Source organism: Geobacillus sp. WSUCF1, assembly GCF_000422025.1.
Classification (GTDB): Bacteria; Bacillota; Bacilli; order Bacillales; family Anoxybacillaceae; genus Geobacillus; species Geobacillus zalihae.
The window spans coordinates 25880-45797 of the sequence record NZ_ATCO01000021.1; the positions used below are offsets into that span (position 1 = coordinate 25880).

The following is a 19918-nucleotide window of genomic DNA, read 5'->3' on the forward strand; positions in this document are numbered from 1 at the left end:
GCATTTCCGTCAGGACGCCGCACGGACGAAGTGCGACTATCAGCTGGCGCTCCTTGTTTCGAAAATGACACGGTATGCGCTGGCCAAACCGCAAAAAAAAAATCCGAGCGGCGGCAGCGATAAAGACTGGTTTGTCCTGCGCTTCAAACGGCCGGGATTTACGATCGGAGTTGCGCCGTATGTCGGTGAGCGTCCGGTGCCGCTCAAATACTTCCCGGCGATTTGGAGCTAAAATGACGGCGTCCCGCTGGTGTTTGCCAACAAACTATAATCAACGCGCGCCCACTTTCTTGCGTGGGCGCCTTTTTTATGGCTTGCTGCTGAGAAAAATGAGCAAAATAACCGTTATTCTATTAAATAAAACTATGTTCTAAATAATCAATAAAACAAATAGAAAAATTTCGAATAATAAGATACAATAGAACTGTTCTGTGACATTGGAAAGGGGATGGGAATTATGAGGGAAATGGCCCTCGGCCTTGCCGCCTCATTCTTCTTTGCTGTTACATTCATATTGAACCGCTCAATGGAGCTGGCGGGTGGAAGCTGGGCGTGGAGTTCGTCGCTTCGTTTTTTCTTTATGGTTCCGCTGTTGTTTGCCATTCTTTTGGCACGCCGCAACCTCGGTCCGGTTTGGCATGACATGAAATGCCATCCGTGGACATGGATCACCTGGGGGACGGTCGGGTTCGGCTTGTTTTACGCGCCGCTCACCTACGCGGCCGCCTACGGACCCGGATGGCTGGTGGCCGGGACATGGCAGTGCACGATTGTGGCCGGCGTTCTGCTTAGCCCGCTCTTTACAGAACGAAGAGAAACGAAAAACGGAACGGTATTGGTGCGCCGTCCGATTGAAAAGCGGGCGCTCTTGATTTCCATGTTGATTTTGTCCGGCGTCGTGCTTATCCAGTTCCAGCAAGCAAGCCACCTCACTTGGAAAGAAATCGGGTTGGGGATCTTTCCCGTGCTGATGGCCGCGTTTGCGTACCCGCTTGGCAACCGGAAAATGATCGAACATTGCGCCGGGCGCCTTGATGCGTTTCAACGCGTATGGGGAATGACGATGGCCAGCCTGCCGTTTTGGCTGATTGTCGCGTTGATTGGCTGGCTGACAGCAGGTGCGCCGTCCGCGGGGCAAATGATGCAGTCGTTCATCGTGGCCATTAGTTCCGGGGTCATCGCAACGACGTTGTTTTTTATCGCGACCGATCGGGCAAAAGGGAACGAACGGAAACTCGCCGCTGTGGAAGCGACGCAATCCGGGGAAGTGATTTTTGCCGTTATCGGCGAAGTGCTGTTCTTGTCCGCTCCGCTTCCGAACGGATGGGCATTCGTTGGCTTGGCCGTCATCATCATCGGGATTTGCTGGCATAGCTTCGAATCGACAAGAACAGTGAAACACTCATCGCTGCCCATTTCCACAGATCGGCGCCTCAAACGCATAGGGGGGGAACGATGAGAATCATCGTGTGCATCCTGCTTGCCTGCCAGACGTTCGTCATCTACTATTGGATCAGCGATTGGCGTCAGCTTGTCACCCCGGTGGGTCTTTGCATGTGGGTGGGCGGAATCGCAGTCGGCCTTGTTGTTCTTCGGACGGGGCGGTACCTATCGCCAAGATGGCGGAGGGCGCTGAAGATGACGACGGCGGGAGTCATCTTGCTTGCTGTGATGTCGCTGATCATTGAATGGGCGGTTTGTTCGATGCCGTAGTCAAAATAGATGTTGAAAGCCCGTACGATTGATCAAGAACTTCCCGTGTGGGCGTACGGGGAATGCGCCTTTAGAATGAAGCGAACCCCTTGCCTAAGGCGAAAGAGGGCTGCTAACGGCTTCGATGGGCGGAATCGAACATCTTCGGCGCCAAGCGGCGGCCAACCGCATACATGATCGGTGCGCCGATCGCCATGACAACAAACTCGCCAATGGCCGTCGTCAGCCATGTGAGCCAAAACGGAAAGCCGAGCGCGAGCTTTAGTTCAAAGGCGATGATGGCCATGGTCACGGTAAACGACAACGTATTGATCGCCATACGCGCCCAAATGTTCTCGACATAACGCATGGAAACAATCGTGATGAGAAGCGCCAGCACCGACTGGCCGACGCCGAATACAAGATCATACGCGACAATCGGCGAGAAAAACAAATTGGCCAAAAAGACGCCGAGCACGATGCCCACGGCGTATGTTCGGCGGAATACGACTAGGTGGTTTAACATTTCTGAGACGCGAAACTGAATGTTCGTAAAGCCAAACGGCTGGATGAACGCCGTCACGGCGATATACACGGCGGCGATCAAGCCATTTGCCGCTATGATCCGAATGTTCATAACGTTCTCTCCTCGCATTGATGTGATAATATGATTGTAGCATGACAAACGAGTGAACGAAAGGAAGTGAATCTCGTTGACCTTGACGGATCAACAAGCAACAAGCCGGCGGCGATCGGTTTGGGAAGTCGGAAAAACAGCGCTTCTCCTCGGTTTAACGTCATTTGGTGGTCCGGTCGCTCATCTCGGCTATTTTTACGAAGAGTACGTCAAACGAAAAAAATGGATTGACGAGAAAACGTATGCCGATTTGGTCGCTTTATGCCAATTCCTCCCTGGTCCAGCGAGCAGCCAAGTCGGCATCGGCATCGGATTTATGCGCGCCGGCGTTTGGGGGGCGTTGGCAGCTTGGCTTGGTTTTACGCTGCCGTCAGCGGTCGCCCTCAGCCTGGTTGCTGTTTGGTTGCAACACCATTCTTGGGGTGACGCCGGCTGGATGCACGGCTTGCTGTTGGTGACCGTGGCGGTCGTGGCACAAGCCGTATGGGAGATGGCGCGCAAATTCGCCTCTAGCCGCCTCGAGGCAACGGTCGCCATCATAGCGGCGGCCGCCGTGCTTCTTGCGCCGGGCGCGTGGAGCCAAGTCGCCGTCATCGCCGCAGCAGGGGGCATTGGCGCTTTTGGATTGCGAAGAAAAAACGTCGCCCTTTCCTCATCTGCGGCAGGCATCCCGCCTTCCATTCGTCGTTCCACCGGTTTGACGTTGCTTTCATTGTTTGCCGTGTTGCTTGTTGCGCTGCCGCTCATTCGCACTTGGATCCATTCACCGCTTTTGGCGCTGTTTGACAGCTTTTACCGCGCTGGGGCGCTCGTGTTTGGCGGCGGTCATGTGGTGTTGCCGCTCTTGGAGGCGGAAGTGGTGCCGCAAGGGTGGGTCACCGCCAATCAGTTTTTAGCCGGCTACAGCGCCGCCCAAGCCGTCCCTGGGCCGCTGTTTACGTTTGCCGCGTATATTGGAATGGCGGCGTTGGGCTGGAAGGGAGCGCTAGTGGCTACCACAGCCATTTTTCTTCCATCCTTTTTGCTCGTTCTTGGCGCGTTTCCGTTTTGGCACTGGCTTCGCCGTCATCCACGCTTCCAAGCGGCGCTTGCCGGCATTAACGCCGCTGTGGTCGGGATTTTGCTTGCGGCGCTGTATGACCCGATCTGGACGAAAACGGTGAAGGGACCGGCCGATTTGGCGTTTTCCCTTGGGGCTTTTCTTCTTCTTGTTGTGTGGAAGTGGCCAGCATGGGCGGTCGTCCTTGTTTCGTTCGTCGGCGGATGGCTGCGCGCTTGGCTCGGCTGATCGCCCTAAGCACCATGATGGCGGCTTTTCATGATCGTCCGAAAATGGACAACGCCGTGTTTGGCTTTGCCGTTGCAATAGCCGGCAGATGCAAATAGATGCATAGATCGATCAACAGCAGCGCCAGCCAAGAGAAACGCTATGAGAAAATGGATGGTCACAATAGCAGGCGGGAGGTCAAACCAGACAACAAGGGGCCGAGTGCGATCTGCGCCGCAAGCAATCCAGCCGCCGCCGACCGTCGTGGCGAGCACGATGGCGTCGATCGTCAACCTCGTTTCCTTAATGGCCGGCGCCAGTGTATTAGTGATGAGCTTGATCAAATGGTTTTCGTTTGCATGGAAGCGATACCGAGGCGGCAGAAACAAAAGAGCGCCGGCATGGCGTAGGGCTGTGCGCTGAAAGGAAAGCTCGCCGCCTGATCCGCAGGCGTATATAGGCAAAAGGAGGGGGAGCCGATGAAGTGGGTATGGATGCTGCTCGCTCTAACGGCCGGGATGGCTGTCTCCGTACAGGCAGGAGTGAACGGCGGCCTCGGCAAGCGGATTGGTGTGTTGGAAGGGGCGTTCGTGTCGTTTTTAATCGGAACGATCGTCTTATTTTTAGTGCAATTGTTTTTCGGAAAAGGAGAATTGCTGGCCATGTTTTCCACACCGAAATGGCAGCTGACGGGCGGTATTCTCGGCGCTTTTTATGTGTTTGTCATGGTGCTGATCGTTCCGAAAGTCGGCGTCGCCAACTCTCTGGCAGCGTGATCGCCGGCCAGCTCGTCATGAGCTCGATCATTGATCACTTCGGGTTATTCGGGGGACAGCGCATTCCGTTTGACATGACGCGCCTCGCTGCTATAGCCTGTTTGTTTTTGGCGCTTTGGCTTTTTTTCCGCAAATGAACAACAGGACTGGCCAAGTTGGTTTAGTTTTCCGTGATCCGCTCATACTAACAACAGCATGATCGACTTGAAAGGAAGCGGATCAAAGTGAAACAGGCATGGCGCATTTATATGAGCGATTTGAAACATCTCACGACCAACTGGGCCGCATCCATATTGGCTCTCGGTCTGATCGTTCTTCCATCGCTTTACGCTTGGATCAATGTAGAGGCTTCGATTGACCCTTATGCCCATACAGAGGATTTACCGGTCGGCGTCGTGAACGAAGACCGAGGGGCGGAGTTGACCGGTCACCGGTTTCACGCCGGCGATGAGATCGTCAAGACCTTAAAAAACAACCACCAGTTGGGATGGCGATTTGTCACGCGGAAAAAAGGAATGGAAGGCGTTCGGAGGGGAGACTACTTTGCGACGATCGTCATTCCGGCTGATTTCTCAGCTAAATTAGCCACTGTAGTGCAGAAACGTCCGAAAAGGGCGGTTATTTACTATTATGAAAACGACAAACGGAACGCCATCGCTCCCAAAATCACGGAGCGCGGAGCAAGTACATTGTCAGCGCGAGTCAGCGATGAGTTTGTGAGGGTGGTCAATACCGCATTGTTTTCCTTGTTCCACCAAGCGGGAGTGGCGCTCGAACAGCAGCTTCCCACCATTCGCCGCGTTGAAGCGTTCGTGTTTCGTTTGGAAAACGAATTGCCAACGATTCAACGACAATTGAAAGCCCTAGATCGCGATGTGGGAGAGGCAAGATCACTAGTTCGTACAGGCCGCGAGCTTCTGCCGGCTGCCAAAACAACGGTGCGGCGCGGTTTAGAATGGACAGGCCGCGTTGAGAAGTTGTTCATGCAAGTCAATGCTTCATCGCACTTATGGGAAAAGCCGGTGGAAATGGCGGTTCATGCGCTCTATTCCTTTGCAGAGCAGACGCCAGAGTCTCTCGATACACCGGAAAAGCAAGCGCGTTGGGCGACTCTCATCCAACAGGCTGCAACAGACGCGAGCCCATTGGTTCAGCAATTGCGCCGAACGTTGAGAACATGGGAGGGGACGATTGATTCCTCTTCGCTTCAACCTGTGCAGCGCACCATCAGCCGTATCGAGCAGACGCTAGCGTCTATTCAAGAAACAGCGGCGCTAGTGAAACAACATCCAACAGACGTCGAAGAGAAGATCACTCACCTGCGTGAACAAATGGCCTTATTGGACGCACAGGCGAAGCAACTTGATCAAGCATATCGCCAACGGCTGCTGCCTATGCTGCGGGCAAAATGGAATCAAACAGGGGAACAGGTGCGACAAGCGAAACAAACGCTTCTTCGCATGGATCAAGCGTTAAATGAGGCAGAGCAATGGTTGTCAAACACAGATCGTGATTTAGCGGCCGCGCAACAAGCGCTAAAGACCGCGCTGGCGCAATATCCCTTTCTTGCCCGCCAGGTTCGCGAGCTGGCCGCCTTTCTAGCGACAATCAAAAAAGAAACGAACATCGACGAGCTGATTCGCTTGTTGAAACAAGATCCACAGGCGAAAGGCGCCTTTTTGGCCCACCCGATTGACGTCAAAACGTTCCGCCTTTTCCCGCTTCCAAACTATGGTTCGGGCATGAATCCTTTTTACACGGTGCTGGCCATATGGGTAGGATGTTTGTTGCTTGTTTCCGTCTTGTCGACGGATTCTTCTTCGTTTTCGGAAGCGAATGAGCGGGAACGATATGCCGGACGGCTGTTGACCTTTTGGACGCTGAATGCTTTGCAGGCGATGGTCGTGACGGCTGGAGCGGCTTTCATCTTGCCGAATATTTTCATCCGTGAGCCGGGATGGTTCATGACGTTCGGCCTTTTGTGCAGCTTTGTCTTTATGGCGGTGGTTTTTTCGCTTGTTTCCTTGTTCGGCAATGTGGGAAAAGCGATGGCGATTGTGCTGCTTGTCTTGCAAATTGCCGGAGCGGGAGGCACGTATCCGATTGAGCTGATTCCTCCGTTCTTTCAGCAATTAAACCCTTGGCTGCCGTTTACCTACGCCATTGATGTCATGCGCGAGGCAGTCGGCGGGATCGTATGGGAAAATGTTGAGCATGATGTCAAGCGGCTTCTCTTGTTTGCCGTTGCCGCCCTTTTGGCCGGGCTTGTGTTGAAAGGCCCGTTAAGCCCGTGGATGCGCGTGCTGAAAGAGAAAGCCGCCCTAAGCGGGTTGTTTCATTGAAACATTTGCTCTATTTTCTTTTGGAAGCATCTGCTACAATAAGGACGAGAGCGTTGCTTCCTGTTCAATGGCCCCGTAGGATGCATGCTTCTCGTTTTGCGAGATGAGAGAACGAATGGCGGGGAAAAGGGGAGAGAATTGTGTCGATCCGTCGACTGCTTGGTGTTGCATTCCTTTTTTTGGCGATTTCGATGTTTATCGAGCAAATGTGGTGGGTCGGGGGCATTTGCCTCTTGATTGGAATTGGAATGACGGCGAAGTGGAGGAAAAAGAAGCATATATGGTAACGATCGAGAGCGATAAGCTCAGACAGCAAGATGAGCAGTTGATGACAAAAGCGAAACAGTTTATCATGGCCAGCTATCGGGAGCTTGGAAAAAGTGAGCAAGAAATGAGGCGGCGGTTGAACGAAATCCGTTGGGAAGTGGAACAAACCGGCACGTACCGCCATACGTACGAAGAGTTAAGCTATGGGGCGAAGATGGCTTGGCGCCACAGCAACCGTTGCATCGGCCGCTTGTTTTGGCAATCGCTCCATGTCATCGATGCGAGAGAGGCGGTTACCGTAGCCGGCCGCCATGTCACCGGCGATTGGACATGGCTGATTCCGCCTCTTTCTCCGGCGACAACGCACATTTTTCACCGAACTTATGACAACACGACCATGTTGCCCAACTTTTTCTATCAGGACCGTCCATACGAACGACAAAGGGGAGAGGAACAATGACCGTCATCATCCGCATGCGCGATGTGTCATGGGCAAGAGGAGGGCGCATGATTTTGCGTGATATCAACTGGGAGGTGAAAGAAGGCGAGCAATGGGCGATTCTTGGCCTAAACGGCTCCGGGAAAACATCGCTTCTCAATATCGTCACCGGCTATCAGTACCCGACGCGCGGCGAGGTCGAGGTGTTGGGGTATCGGTTTGGGCAAGCGAGTTTGCCGGAGATGCGCCGGCACATCGGATTTGTCAGCAACGCGCTCGATCAGTTTCACGACACGCTGCAAACCGAGACGGTTGAAGATGTGATCGTAAGCGGCAAGTTTGCGACGATTGGCCTGTATGATGCGGTAACCCGCGAGGACCGGGATCAAGCGGAGGCATTGATGGAATCGTTCCGCCTGCAAGCGGTGAAAGGGAAGCGATACGCGACGCTGTCGCAGGGGGAAAAACGGAAAACGTTGATCGCCCGGGCGCTGATGGCGAATCCGAAGCTGCTCATTTTGGACGAGCCGACGGTCGGCCTTGACTTATTGGCCCGCGAAGAAATTTTAGCATTGATCGGACAGATCGTCACTCAGCCGTGCCATCTCTTATACGTCACCCATTATATCGAAGAAATCGTCGACTCCATTACCCATGTCTTGCTTTTGCAAGACGGGCGCATCCTTGCGGCTGGCCAAAAAGAGGAAGTGTTAACCGACGAGCGGCTTTCAGAAGCGTTTCGCCTTCCGATCCGCGTTCATTGGGAAGACGGCCGGCCGTGGGTGTCGATTGGACGTTGAAGACGGATGGACTACCGGCTCCCTAAGGTGCGAAAACCATACCGGGAGCCCTTCCAACCGTAAAAATGCGCAAAAGCATGTCACAACCATCTAGCCGCCTGCACGATAATCCAGTTTTTCCTTGCCAGAAGAGCCGATGGAAAGATGGACGGAAATGTTTCGAATGGTATTCGTTTTCAATGGGATGATGCCGTTTTGTTCCCATTGTCTCCATTTATGAACGTTGCTGCGGTATAATTGGTCTGATACATTCAGCACGTCAATGTTTCGATTGACTCCCCATTCATAGGCTTGTTGGATTTCCTGTTTCACCGTTTGCGCCGTCAGCTTAGCCAGCTGTTCTCTTGACAGCGGCCGGCGCAGCTCGATCAGACTTCCTTGAGCTTGGATGGTCAACTGAAACGCAGGGCCATCTTTGGTCGAAAGAACCGACCACTTCGCTTTTGGATGACGAACGACGAGAGAAGCAACTGTTTGCTGCCCTTTTTTCACGTAAATGGGCGTTCGGATCACATCCCGTTCTGTCCAACGAACGCCTAACAGCTTCTCACGGTCCGTGCATTGTTGGAGTTTGTAATCATGCAAAAAACAGACACCGCTGAGGGACAACATTTTCTTTTTTTTTCCATCCTCTGCCCATCTGGAAGGGTCAAGAGTCATATACGGAATTCGAAGCGTTGCGCTACGTTCATCACTGATCGCAATCAGACGGTTAAATCGAAGCGGGCGAATAAAGGAGCTTTGCTTGAAAATTTCTTCCGGATTCGTTAGCATAGACAAATACGAAGAAGCATGCAATAATGGAGTCGCTTTAAGCAAATCGCTCAAAGGAGCGTCGGTCGCGTAAACCCAAATGGTGTGGCGGATCTCATGATACCTCGTTAATAAATCGATGACTCCTCGCACCACTTCCTTTTTCAGCGCCCGTTTCGTAAACACAATACTCTTAACGTGTCCCCACGAGACCATTTGCTGGATGGACGTGTAAAGTTCATGGGCGGCGATTTCCGGTGTTTCTCCTGCTGACCGTCCAATGACCACGGTTTCGGTCTGCCTTCCGCCGCCATACTCTGCTTTTGCCAATCCGCTGAAGTTGATGAGCTGTACGTACAAGACGAATTGGCGATGATCATAGTCAATGCCGATTGAGTGAATATAGACGATTTGATCAATATTCCGGTTTCCCCAACAGCCGCTGAGCAGCAATGTCATCAGCCCCACGGCAACAAGACGGAGGTACATAGGAAATGGTCCTCCTCCCATTTTCACATTGATCCATTTTATCATTTTGAACCAAGAAGGTCCCCAACTTCCATGAATGAGCGTAAGTGGGAGAAAGATGATCGGGATGAGCCCCCGCCTAGAATATCCTGTTAGGAAAGGCTGGATTTGCTGTCTTTGAGAGTAAAACAGCCTAACCGTAGAACGCATGGGGATGGCTAGGCTGGCAAATAGTCGTGGGGCAAGTGTATCCAACACTCTTCCACCTTTACGCCTTTGTATTAGATGGGAGAGCGTTTCATTTCCTAGCGGCTCAAAAGGCTCAGTTAACAGGCGGAAGATGGATGCCATCCGCCTCTTGACGGCTGTCAGCTGGCGTCACTTCGATCACCGGCGGCCGACCGTTTTCAAAACCGCGGGCGATGTCGCGAATCGGGCTCATTTCATCAGGAACGCCGATCCCTGGCGTATAGCGCGGCAGGCTGGAAGCGGCGCCAGTTTCTTCCCAAGGCTCTCTCATGGATCAACACCTCCATGTTTTTAGTATGGCCATTGATGGAGACTGTATAAATGGAAATTACATCCTTTTCTGTCCACTTCTTCACGCACACCACTTGGTTTTCGCGGATGAGACGGGCGGACCGTTTGTGCAGGAAATCGTTCCGACAGTTCGTGATTTTCTCATAAAGCTTGGCCACTCATCCTCCACTTACGTTCACGCGTGGATGTCAGGGTCTTCTCGGCGAGAGATAATAAAAATGTTTAAAATATTCTAAATGTGATGTATAATAAAAGAAACAACATACTAACCGGTTGGTATATCATCTTTTGAAAACGGATTCAGAATCCGATCGAAAGGAGGGAAAATCATGAGGCTACAAGGAAAAGCGGCGATTGTCACCGGCGGCGCGAGCGGCATCGGCCGGGCGACGGCGATCCGCTTTGCGGAAGAAGGCGCCAAAGTGGCGGTGAGCGACATTAATGAGGAAGGAGGGGAAGAAACGGTCCGCCTGATTCGGGAAAAAGGAGGGGAGGCGATTTTTGTCCAGACGGATGTCGCCGATTCCAAGCAAGTGAGCCGCCTTGTCCAAACGGCGGTTGATGCCTTTGGCGGCCTACATATTCTCTTTAACAATGCCGGCATCGGCCATTCGGAAGTGCGGAGCACCGACTTGTCCGAGGAGGAGTGGGACCGGGTCATTAATGTCAACTTAAAGGGCGTGTTTCTTGGCATCAAATACGCGGTGCCGGCACTGAAAGCATCCGGGGGTGGGGCGATTGTCAATACATCGAGTTTGCTGGGGATTAAAGGAAAAAAATACGAATCGGCTTACAACGCTTCCAAAGCCGGGGTCATTTTATTAACGAAAAACGCAGCGCTTGAATACGGCAAGTTCAATATTCGCGTCAACGCCATTGCGCCGGGGGTCATTGATACGAACATCATTACTCCGTGGAAACAAGATGAGCGCAAATGGCCGATCATCTCGAAGGCGAACGCCCTCGGCCGCATCGGGACGCCAGAGGAAGTGGCGAACGCGGTGATGTTTTTGGCGTCCGATGAAGCGTCCTTTATCACCGGCGCGATATTGTCGGTCGACGGCGGCGGGCTGACGTTTTAGCGGCCGAAGTTTGAAAAGAGAAGGGCACGCCCTAACCGCTAGGCTAGCAACAGAAATGAGGGGAGAGGAAAACGATGCGTTTTTTGAATACCGTGGCCGTGGTCACCGGAGGAGGCAGCGGAATCGGCAAGGCGGCGGCTCTCCGTTTGGCGAAAGAAGGCGCCACAGTCGTGCTTGTCGGCCGTACAGCAGCGAAACTGGAGGAGGCTGCAGAAGAAATCGCACGTCTCGGGACGCCGGGGGGCGTTGACCGGTTTGCGGCGGATGTCACCGACCGCGAACAAGTGCAAGCATTGGCCGAGTATGTCCGACAGCGGTACGGCGACTTGCATGTGCTTGTCAATAACGCCGGCATCTCCACTCATGCGAGATGGCTGGAGTTGACGGAACAAGAGTGGGATGACGTCCAACGCATCAACATCAAAAGTGTGTTTCTTGTGTCGCAGGCGTTCGCTTCGCTGATGATCGAAGGGGCAAAACGCGAGCGCGCCAATCGGGCGATTGTGAACGTAGCGTCATTGTCCGGCCATCAGGCCGGGGCGGAAATTCCGCACTACAGCGCGGCGAAAGCAGGGGTCATCAACTTGACCAAATCGCTCGCTTTGGAGCTGGCGCCGTATGGCATCCGCGTCAATTCCGTCTCGCCCGGTTTTGTCGAGACGCCGCTTACCGAGCGCGGACTGCAAAACGAGCGGTTTGTGAAAGCCATCGAGCGCAACACTGCCTTGGGTCGAGTTGGGCAACCGGAAGAAGTTGCGAACGTCATTGCGTTTCTTGCCTCACCGGAAGCGTCGTACATGACCGGCTCTGATGTGTTGGTGGATGGCGGATGGCTCATCAAATGAAACGGAAAAGTCCAAAATGGAAAGGGAGAGCAAAGGAATATGGAAACCTCGCATTTGCTTGTGGAACAATCCGGTTCTGTATTATGGTTGACGCTGAATCGCCCGGAGCGGCTCAATGCCTTCAGCCCGGAGATGATTGCCGGACTGACGGATGAAATCGAACGCGCCGCGGCGGATGATGCCGTCCGCGTCATCGTCTTATCCGGCGCTGGGCGGGCGTTTTGCGCCGGCGGGGATGTAAAAACGATGGGGCAATCAAGCGCCTCGCAGGCGTATGAGCATATCGGCCGACTGAATCGGCTCATTCTGACTATGCAACGATGCGAAAAACCGATCATGGCCGCGGTGCACGGATTCACTGCCGGGGCGGGATTTAACCTCGCGCTGGCGTGTGATTTGATCCTCGCGGCCGAAGACAGTCAATTCATTTTGAGCTTTGCGAAAGTCGGCCTTGTCTCCGACGGTGGCGGGTCGTATTGGCTCCCGCGGCTTGTCGGTCCGCATTTGGCGAAACAGTTTTTCTTCACCGCCGATCCGATTCCAGCCCGTCGCCTGTATGAATTGGGCGTCCTAAGCGAGGTCGTCCCAGCTGAGAAACTGCGCGAGGCGACAGAATCGCTCGCCTCGAAGCTGGCGTGCGGGCCCACGAAAGCCATCGGAAAACAAAAACGGCTGATTGAGCACGCGCTGACCGCGACACTCGAGGAGATTCTCGAAGAAGAGCGTCTCGTTCAAGGCTGATGGTGGAAACCGAAGACCATCGCGAAGGGGTGGCGGCGTTTAAAGAGAAACGGAGCCCGGTGTTCCAAGGAAAATAAGCGAGCGGCAGTGCCAAAAGAGCGCTGCGCCCTGTTTCTCCATCAGCGGGAGACGGGGCGTATTTTGTTTTCACTTCGCCTCAAATGAAACATGGGGCTGACCCAAAAGGGTAATTTTCTTTAACAAAACACAACATATTGTTTCTTAATGATTGTTTTATACCTATTGTTTCTTAATGATTGTTTTATACCTATATACGGTAATGAGAAAGGGTGTCTCAATCCTTTTGGGACACCCTCTGGTTGGTCGGGGAACGGTGCGATCAAGCGTCAAAGCGCCCCTGCTTGATTCCGGATGGGTTCTGCGAGCAACTGATCCACGTCGTCGATCAACTCGTCAACATGGTCATACGGCGCATCCAGCTGCAGCATTTTCCGCAAGATCCGACGAGCGTTTGGCGATAAATCGAGCTCTTCTTCCCAGCTTTTTTCCTCGTCACTGGTCGGTTCATAGGCAGAATACAATAAAAACAAGGTGAAGTGTCCAAGGGCATAGAAATCGCTTCGTGGATGCGGTTCGCGCCGCAGCCGCTTCTCAAGCGGGTCGTCATCGCGGAAATCCACCGGTTCGCCGATGCGGCAGGCCAAGCCGAAATCGATGATCGCCGCCGTTCCATCGCGCCAAATGATGTTCGGGATGCGCAAATCGCGGTGGACGATGCCGAAAGCATGGACGTGCCGGACGACCTCAAGCACCTTCTTTAACAATCGAAACGCCTCTTGTTCCGTGTACTTGGCTTCCAGCTTGAAAATCTGGTCTTCCACCGTTTCTCCGTCGATATACTCCATCACGAGATGCGGCTGTCCGCGCTCCACAAACCGATCATACAGCCTCGGAATTTGCGGGTGGCGCAGGTGGGCGAGCACGTCAGCTTCGCGCTGAAGCAAGCGGCGGCCGTCTTCGCCTTTTGTCCGCCGCGCTTGTTTGATGACGACAAGACGGCCTGTCAGGTGATCGCGCCCTTTGTAGGCGATGCCGTAGCTTCCCATCCCAAGCTCTTCGATGATTTCATAGCGGCCCAAAAGCACCTTCCCGCCCCGATGCGGCCGATCAACCCAGCGGGAAACGAACGGATGGCGTTCAAAAAACCGTTTCATCAGCTGCCGAAAAAGCTTGAGAAGAAGCTGCCGCTATGATGTTTCTTTTTGTAGTGATGATGCCCGTACTGGGACGGGTGGTGGTGCGAATGATACGTCGGGGTGTAATAATGGTGGTCGCTGCTGCTGTAATGTTTATGGTAGTGCGACGGATGATGGGGATGGCCGAAAAGGGATTTTAGCCATTTTTTCAACATCGTGATCGCTCCTTTGCGATAGATTTATCTATATATACGAGGCAATGAGAGGGAGGTTTCAGATTCAAAGATGAAAAAGAAACCGCCAGGGGCATTAGCCCCTAGCGCGGTGCGGCAACCTCATTCCTTTTTTTCGTTCAACGCCTGCTTGAAGAGCTCCCCTAAACTCGTGCCAAACGATTCGTTGGCCGGGCTGTATTTTTTCAGCAGCGCCCGTTCGCTTCCTTTTGCGGCGATGCGTTTGGTCTCGTCCGCTTTTTCGACAATATTGCACGGGCGGCATTGGAAATAAAGTCCTGCTTTTCCTTCATGCATTTCCATACGCCGGTGGCATTGCGGGCAACGGCGGTTCGACAGTTTCGGGTCGCGCCGGCGGCGGTAGCGGCACGCTAAGTTCGAGCAGACAAGCATCCGTCCGTCTTTCGTTTTCCGCTCTTTTAAAAGCGCACCGCATTCTGGGCATGTGAGATTCGTGAGGTTTGGCGCTTTGTATACCTGCTCGCTTTGCTTGATTTCGGCAACGAGTTGCTGCGTTTGCCGGCGGATGTTGGCCAAAAATTGTTGTGGATTTCCTTTCCCGCGGGCGATCGCCTCCAGCTCCCGCTCCCAGCGGGCGGTCAATTCCGGCGATTTCAGCTCTTTATTGACGAGCTCAATCAGCTGTTTCCCTTTTTTCGTCGGATAAAACCGTCCGTCTTTTCGCTCGACCACTTCGGTTTCGACCAGCCGTTCGATGATGTCCGCCCTTGTCGCTGGCGTGCCGAGCCCGTATTTTTCCATTTGCGCGAGCAAATCGGCTTCCGAATAACGAGCGGGCGGTTCGGTGAACGATTGTTCCCTCTCAAGCTGCACCGATGGGAGCGTCTGACCTTCTGCGAGGTGTGACAACGTCGGTTTGGCATCCGTTTCTTCTTTGCCGAGAACCGCTTTAAATCCGAAGTTCACAACCGCCGTCTCCTTGGCGACAAACATTTCGCCGCCGATGTCAAAGACAGCTGTCGTTGTTTCGGATTCATACGGCGGGAAAAACAGCGCCAAAAAGCGACGGGCGATGAGATCATACAGCTTGCGCTCATCAGTCGACAGCCTGCTAAGGTTGAGCCGCTCATCCGTTGGAACGATGGCGTGATGATCGGTCACTTTGTCATCGTTAAATACCCGCTTGGCTGCTTTGGCTTTGCCTTTGGCAAGGAGCGGAGCGATGACGTCCTCATAACCGGATTTCATCGCCAACAACCGCTCGGTCATCGTCGCTTCCATATCGCTTGGCAAATAACGCGAATCGGTGCGCGGGTACGTGACGAGTTTGTGTTGTTCATACAGCCGCTGCAACACCGAGAGCGTCTTTTTCGCCGAAAAGCCAAACCGCTTGTTCGCGTCCCGCTGCAGCTCGGTTAAATCATACGGCAGCGGGGCGGGCTCGCTTTTTCGTTTCCGCTTGACGGACACGACGCGCGCCGGCTGACCGTCAAGGCGGGCGAGCAGCTGCTTCGCTTCGTCTTGGTCAAACAGACGATGTCCTCCATGCCGCTTCCATACGGCCGTGATGGAACCGATCTTGGCCCGAATCGTCCAATATGGCACGGGAACGAACGATTGGATCTCGCGTTCGCGCTCGATGATCATCGCGAGCGTTGGCGTCTGCACGCGCCCGGCGGAAAGCGGATCGTTGTATTTGGTCGTCAAGGCGCGCGAGACGTTTAACCCGATCAGCCAGTCGGCTTCGGCGCGGCAGACGGCCGATTGATACAGCCGGTCAAACTGCGCCCCGGGCTTGAGTTGGCGGAAGCCGTCGCGGATGGCGCGGTCGGTTTGCGAGGAGATCCATAGCCGCCAAATCGGCTTCGTCCAACCGATCATCTCTAAAATCCAGCGCGCCACCAGTTCCCCCTCGCGGCCCGCGTCGGTCGCGATGATGACATCTTTCACATCCGGTCGTTTCGCCAACCGTTCAATGGCGCGAAACTGGTGGCTCGTTTGCCGGATGACTTTCAAGCCCATTTTCTTTGGGATGATCGGCAAGTCCTCCAGCCGCCATGTTTCGTATTTCCGGTCGTAGTCTTCCGGCATCTTCAGCTCCACTAAATGGCCGAGCGCCCAGGTGACAATATGCTGCTTTCCTTCAAAATAATGTTTATGCGCTTGCTTGCAGCCGAGCACGCGGGCGATGTCGCGAGCGACGCTCGGCTTTTCCGCTAACACGAGCGATTTCATCGATAAACCCCTTTCTGTCGTCTCCACATGAGCACAGTCTGCTTCTTAGTATAAAGGAAGAAGGAAAAAGACGCATCCGCCAAGGTTTGTCTCCTTGGCAGGACAAGACGCCTTGGCGCGGCGCAAAGCCGCATCTCCACACTTTCTGCACATTTGTCAAATAAAATAGTAAAATTGAAATGACACTCGGGCTTGCTGGATGAGGAGAGGAATCCGTGCGAAAACTGTCATGGAAACTCGGAATGCTGTTTTTTGCCTTTGTCTTGGCCATTGAAATGGCGCTGTTCGTTTCCCTCTACGCTACGCTCGTCCATGCGCGCATCGAGGAAGAATTCGCGCAACTTATAGCGCGGGGAAACAGCCACCGCAACGTCTTGGAGAAAAATAACGATCGAACGACATTGGCGCATGTCGTGATGATGGAATCAGAGGCGGAAACCGATGTCGCCATTACGGACGCCCGGCGCCGGATTGTATCGGCGTCTAGCGGCATTGTTCCGTTTGCCAAGCGCCTCATTCCTTTAACGAACGGCCGCCATATTCCCCGCCGGGGAATGATGGTTGAAACCGACTGGAAGCGGGCGTCACATATTGCTGCCGTCAGCCCGATTCAAATCAGGGGTGGAACAAGGGGATATGTGTATATGTTTCAAGACACCCGCTCGATCCGGACGATGGTGTATAAATTGAAACATCATTTTGTTGTCGTCGGTATGTTGTCCGTGGCGATTACGATGATGACGATCGCCTTTTTCTCCCGCGCCATTACGATGCCGCTTCTTCGCATGAAGCGAGCGACCGAAGCGCTCAGCCAAGGCGATTTTTCCGTGCGCGTCGAAGTGAAAGGAGACGATGAGCTGGCGCAGTTAGGCAACGCCATTCAAACGCTGGCCAACGATTTGGCGTATTTGAAACAAGAGCGGAGCGAATTTTTAGCGAGCATCTCTCACGAATTGCGCACGCCGCTGACGTATGTGAAAGGATACGCCGACATTGCCCGACGTCCGCATCTGTCTGAGGAACAACGGGCGAACTATATGGCGATCATTTACGAAGAAGCGGAAAAGATCGAAAAGATGGTCAAAGATTTGTTTGAATTAGCCAAACTGGAGCAACACTCGTTCCAGATTGAAAAGCAACCGACAAATCTTTGTTCGTTTTTGACAAAATTGTGTGAAAAACTGCGCCCCGCGTTTCAGGAAAAATCGTTGTCGCTTGTGTGCCAGTGCCCCGGTTCGGTCATGGCTGCGATTGATCGGCAGCGGTTCGAGCAAGTGATGATCAATGTGCTTGACAATGCACGAAAGTACGCGTTTTCTGGCACGACGGTGGCCGTCGCCGTTCACCTTCAAAAGCAAGGAATCGTCATTGCCGTATCCGATGAAGGAACCGGCATTCCGCCGGAAGATGTGCCCCGGATTTTCGAGCGGTTTTATCGGGTTGACAAATCGCGGTCGCGGACAAGCGGCGGGACCGGACTCGGTTTGGCGATTGCCAAAGAAATCGTCGAGGCGCACGGGGGAACGATCGCTGCTCGAAGCGAACAAGGAAAAGGAACGACCATCCTCATTACGCTGCCGGAGGGATAATGATGTATACCTTGCTGTTGGTTGATGATGAAGAGCGGATGCTCGATTTATTGGAATTGTATTTAGCGCCGAACGGCTACCGTTGCGTGAAACGGCGTTCAGGGGCGGAAGCCATTGACTATTTGCGGCGCCATCACGCCGATTTGGTGCTGCTTGATGTCATGATGCCAGAACTCGACGGATGGGAAACGTGCCGCCGCATCCGTTCGTTTTCGAATGTGCCGATCATGATGGTCACCGCTCGCGATGAGACGGCGGATATTGTCCAAGGATTGAAAATCGGAGCGGACGATTATGTGACGAAACCGTTTGACGAGGCGGAACTGCTTGCTCGCATTGAAGCGGTGCTGCGCCGTACAGCTGGCGGTCGTTCCGCCATTCGCGCGGCCGGGCTTGTATGGGACGAAGAGGAACATACGGTCCGCTACGAAGATAAGCCGATTGCGTTGACGCCGAAAGAATTTGCCATTTTGGGGCTGCTGTTAAAGCACCCGAATCAGGTGTTCAGCCGCGGGCAAATCATCGCATCGCTATGGGGCTATCTCGCTGATACGGAAGAGAGGACCGTTGACTCCCACATGAAAAACATCCGCGAAAAATTGCGGAAAGCGGGGTTCCCAGTGGACGAATATTTGCAGACGGTCTGGGGCGTCGGCTACAAATGGGAAGGGCGCAAGTCATAACCATTTTCGGAAAGAGAGGCGTTTGGGTCAAATGGAAGAACGGATGATTGAGTTCCTTCAAGCATACGGCGGAGCGGCGTACTTCTTGAGTCTAGCCTGCAATGTGGTGATCAGCGTGCTCGGAGTCGTCCCAAGCGCCTTTTTAACTGCCGCCAATTTGACCGTTTTCGGATTTTGGCCCGGCTTTTGGGTGTCGTTTGCCGGCGAGGCGATCGGAGCGGTCGTCTCGTTTGTCTTGTATCGAAAAGGACTTCGCCGATGGAGCGAGACGACATGGCTTTCCCATCCCAAGGTGAAGCCGTTGCTTCATGCAAGTGGCAAGGAGGCGTTTGGGCTTATTTTCGCGCTTCGACTGTTGCCGTTTGTGCCATCCGGGGCGGTGACGTTCGTTGCTGCTGTCGGCCGCACGTCTCTTTCTGTGTTTGCAACGGCTAGCTCGCTCGGCAAGCTCCCGGCTTTATGGATGGAAGCGTATGCCGTCCATCAATTCCTCGAGGCCGCCTGGGCGGGCAAACTGATGCTCGCTGTTGCATCGATCGTTCTTTTGTGGTTCGTCTGGCGAAAGATAGGGCAAAAAGCAGCGGGGTGAAACAGCCCCCGCCCAAAAGGACAGTCAGCCTAGGCGCCATACGGCCTTTAGCGGCAAATGGCCGGACGCCGTCGGCATGATCGTCACGACTTGTGCGCCCGCCGCGATGGCGGGGAATGGAAACAAAAGCGGTTTCTCCACAAAATCTGCACAAATGTCGGGTATGCTAACAAGGCAAGGAGGGTGAAAACGATGAAAAACTGGAAAATGTTGTTAGGTACAACTTCGGTCATGGCAGCGCTCTTGTTATCTGCCTGCACCGGTGCAAACGACAACAAAGCGCCAAAGGAACATACGGCTTCTCACACCGGGCATGAAGGAATGAATCACTCGGGCTCCAAAGAGGTGCCGGCCGGATTGAAGGAAGCGAAACATCCAAAGTATCCGGTCGGAAGCCAAGTCATCATCCACGCCGACCATATGCCGGGGATGGATGGAGCCAAGGCGACTGTCACTGGTGCCTTTGACACGATCGTCTATACGGTCACATATACCCCAACCACAGGCGGGAAACCAGTGAAAAACCATAAATGGGTCATCCACGAGGAAATCGAAAACGCCGGTGACAAACCGTTCCAGCCGGGCGACGAAGTTGTCTTGAATGCCGATCACATGGAAGGGATGAAAGGCGCCAAAGCAATCATTGATTCGGCGAAACAAACGACGGTGTATATGGTCGATTACGTCGATACGGAAACTGGTCAAAAAGTGACCAACCATAAGTGGGTGACCGAAGATGAGCTGTCGCCGGCCAACTAACGAATCATCATCGGTGTTTCCGCAAAACGCACAGCCATTTCCCTTGGAGCGGAAAAAGGAAGA

At 53.6% G+C, this 19918-nt stretch carries 20 protein-coding genes and 2 pseudogenes; 15 read left to right on the plus strand and 7 right to left on the minus strand.

The window, feature by feature from the left end; genetic code table 11:
• The first annotated feature begins 64 nt into the window (after window positions 1-64).
• The 3 genes from I656_RS12980 (at window position 65) to I656_RS12970 (ending at window position 1713) form a co-directional block, all read left to right on the plus strand.
• On the plus strand, window positions 65-232 hold the full coding sequence (locus I656_RS12980; protein ID WP_020753934.1) for a gamma-D-glutamyl-L-diamino acid endopeptidase: 168 nt from the start codon (window positions 65-67) through the stop codon (window positions 230-232).
• A 225-nt stretch (window positions 233-457) separates the two neighbouring features.
• Window positions 458-1459, plus strand: coding sequence for a multidrug resistance efflux transporter family protein (locus I656_RS12975; RefSeq protein WP_014195771.1), 1002 nt, complete (start codon window positions 458-460; stop codon window positions 1457-1459).
• A complete protein-coding gene (locus I656_RS12970; RefSeq protein ID WP_014195772.1) occupies window positions 1456-1713 on the plus strand; it encodes a hypothetical protein in 258 nt (85 codons plus the stop codon). The genes I656_RS12975 and I656_RS12970 overlap by 4 nt, the downstream gene beginning before the upstream one ends.
• A 112-nt stretch (window positions 1714-1825) precedes the next feature.
• On the opposite strand, the gene I656_RS12965 is transcribed toward I656_RS12970, so the two are convergent.
• The gene (locus tag I656_RS12965; protein WP_033004766.1) at window positions 1826-2329 is read right to left on the minus strand and encodes a QueT transporter family protein; all 504 of its coding nucleotides are present in this window, start codon (window positions 2327-2329) and stop codon (window positions 1826-1828) included.
• A 76-nt stretch (window positions 2330-2405) separates the two neighbouring features.
• Here I656_RS12965 and chrA point away from each other — a divergent pair, with 76 nt between their 5' ends.
• Window positions 2406-3617, plus strand: a complete 1212-nt coding sequence (gene chrA / locus I656_RS12960) for a chromate efflux transporter (RefSeq protein ID WP_020753936.1) — start codon at window positions 2406-2408, stop codon at window positions 3615-3617.
• A gap of 5 nt (window positions 3618-3622) precedes the next feature.
• Here the strand turns inward: chrA and I656_RS18565 are convergent, their stop codons facing one another.
• Window positions 3623-3940: a hypothetical protein gene (locus tag I656_RS18565; RefSeq protein WP_164832294.1), complete on the minus strand. Its 318-nt coding sequence runs from the start codon at window positions 3938-3940 to the stop codon at window positions 3623-3625.
• 135 nt (window positions 3941-4075) lie between these two features.
• Between I656_RS18565 and I656_RS0114680 the strand changes: the two are divergent.
• From I656_RS0114680 to I656_RS12950, 4 genes and pseudogenes are all read left to right on the plus strand, one after another.
• Window positions 4076-4509, plus strand: a pseudogene (locus I656_RS0114680) (DMT family transporter).
• Window positions 4510-4596: 87 nt separating this feature from the next.
• On the plus strand, window positions 4597-6714 hold the full coding sequence (locus I656_RS12955) for a YhgE/Pip domain-containing protein (RefSeq protein ID WP_020753940.1): 2118 nt from the start codon (window positions 4597-4599) through the stop codon (window positions 6712-6714).
• Window positions 6715-6925: 211 nt separating this feature from the next.
• Window positions 6926-7441 carry a nitric oxide synthase oxygenase gene (locus tag I656_RS0114685; protein WP_369770198.1) on the plus strand — a complete coding sequence of 172 codons (516 nt, stop codon included), beginning with the start codon at window positions 6926-6928 and terminating at the stop codon, window positions 7439-7441.
• A complete protein-coding gene (locus tag I656_RS12950; protein ID WP_020753942.1) occupies window positions 7438-8220 on the plus strand; it encodes an ABC transporter ATP-binding protein in 783 nt (260 codons plus the stop codon). The genes I656_RS0114685 and I656_RS12950 overlap by 4 nt, the downstream gene beginning before the upstream one ends.
• 90 nt (window positions 8221-8310) lie before the next feature.
• Here I656_RS12950 and I656_RS0114690 read toward each other — a convergent pair whose 3' ends face one another.
• Both I656_RS0114690 and I656_RS12945 read right to left on the minus strand, forming a co-directional pair.
• Window positions 8311-9462, minus strand: coding sequence for a Ger(x)C family spore germination protein (locus tag I656_RS0114690; protein WP_033004770.1), 1152 nt, complete (start codon window positions 9460-9462; stop codon window positions 8311-8313).
• A 301-nt stretch (window positions 9463-9763) separates the two neighbouring features.
• Window positions 9764-9961 (minus strand): hypothetical protein, encoded by a 198-nt coding sequence (locus tag I656_RS12945; protein WP_020753944.1) that lies wholly within the window; start codon window positions 9959-9961, stop codon window positions 9764-9766.
• Between the two features lie 349 nt (window positions 9962-10310).
• Here I656_RS12945 and I656_RS12940 point away from each other — a divergent pair, with 349 nt between their 5' ends.
• From I656_RS12940 to I656_RS12930, 3 genes and pseudogenes are all read left to right on the plus strand, one after another.
• A complete protein-coding gene (locus tag I656_RS12940; RefSeq protein ID WP_020753945.1) occupies window positions 10311-11063 on the plus strand; it encodes an SDR family NAD(P)-dependent oxidoreductase in 753 nt (250 codons plus the stop codon).
• Window positions 11064-11137: 74 nt separating this feature from the next.
• Entirely contained in the window at window positions 11138-11908 is a 771-nt protein-coding gene (locus I656_RS12935) for an SDR family NAD(P)-dependent oxidoreductase (protein WP_013145353.1), read from the plus strand.
• Between the two features lie 39 nt (window positions 11909-11947).
• A pseudogene (locus I656_RS12930) lies at window positions 11948-12726 on the plus strand (enoyl-CoA hydratase/isomerase family protein).
• Window positions 12727-12996: 270 nt separating this feature from the next.
• Here the strand turns inward: I656_RS12930 and I656_RS12925 are convergent.
• From I656_RS12925 to I656_RS12915, 3 genes are all read right to left on the minus strand, one after another.
• Window positions 12997-13824: a serine/threonine-protein kinase gene (locus I656_RS12925; protein WP_033004772.1), complete on the minus strand. Its 828-nt coding sequence runs from the start codon at window positions 13822-13824 to the stop codon at window positions 12997-12999.
• Window positions 13824-14021 carry a hypothetical protein gene (locus I656_RS12920; RefSeq protein ID WP_020753949.1) on the minus strand — a complete coding sequence of 66 codons (198 nt, stop codon included), beginning with the start codon at window positions 14019-14021 and terminating at the stop codon, window positions 13824-13826. Before I656_RS12920 ends, I656_RS12925 begins: the two co-directional genes overlap by 1 nt.
• Window positions 14022-14141: 120 nt before the next feature.
• Window positions 14142-16235 carry a DNA topoisomerase III gene (locus I656_RS12915; protein ID WP_033004773.1) on the minus strand — a complete coding sequence of 698 codons (2094 nt, stop codon included), beginning with the start codon at window positions 16233-16235 and terminating at the stop codon, window positions 14142-14144.
• A 215-nt stretch (window positions 16236-16450) separates the two neighbouring features.
• On the opposite strand from I656_RS12915, the gene I656_RS12910 reads away from it, so the two are divergent.
• From I656_RS12910 to I656_RS12895, 4 genes are all read left to right on the plus strand, one after another.
• The gene (locus I656_RS12910) at window positions 16451-17824 is read left to right on the plus strand and encodes a cell wall metabolism sensor histidine kinase WalK (RefSeq protein ID WP_020753951.1); all 1374 of its coding nucleotides are present in this window, start codon (window positions 16451-16453) and stop codon (window positions 17822-17824) included.
• A 2-nt stretch (window positions 17825-17826) separates the two neighbouring features.
• A complete protein-coding gene (locus I656_RS12905) occupies window positions 17827-18507 on the plus strand; it encodes a response regulator transcription factor (RefSeq protein WP_014195790.1) in 681 nt (226 codons plus the stop codon).
• 31 nt (window positions 18508-18538) lie between these two features.
• The gene (locus I656_RS12900) at window positions 18539-19096 is read left to right on the plus strand and encodes a TVP38/TMEM64 family protein (protein WP_033004775.1); all 558 of its coding nucleotides are present in this window, start codon (window positions 18539-18541) and stop codon (window positions 19094-19096) included.
• Window positions 19097-19288: 192 nt separating this feature from the next.
• Complete coding sequence (locus I656_RS12895) at window positions 19289-19855, plus strand: YdhK family protein (RefSeq protein WP_025950592.1); 567 nt, start codon at window positions 19289-19291, stop codon at window positions 19853-19855.
• The last annotated feature ends 63 nt before the right edge of the window (window positions 19856-19918 follow it).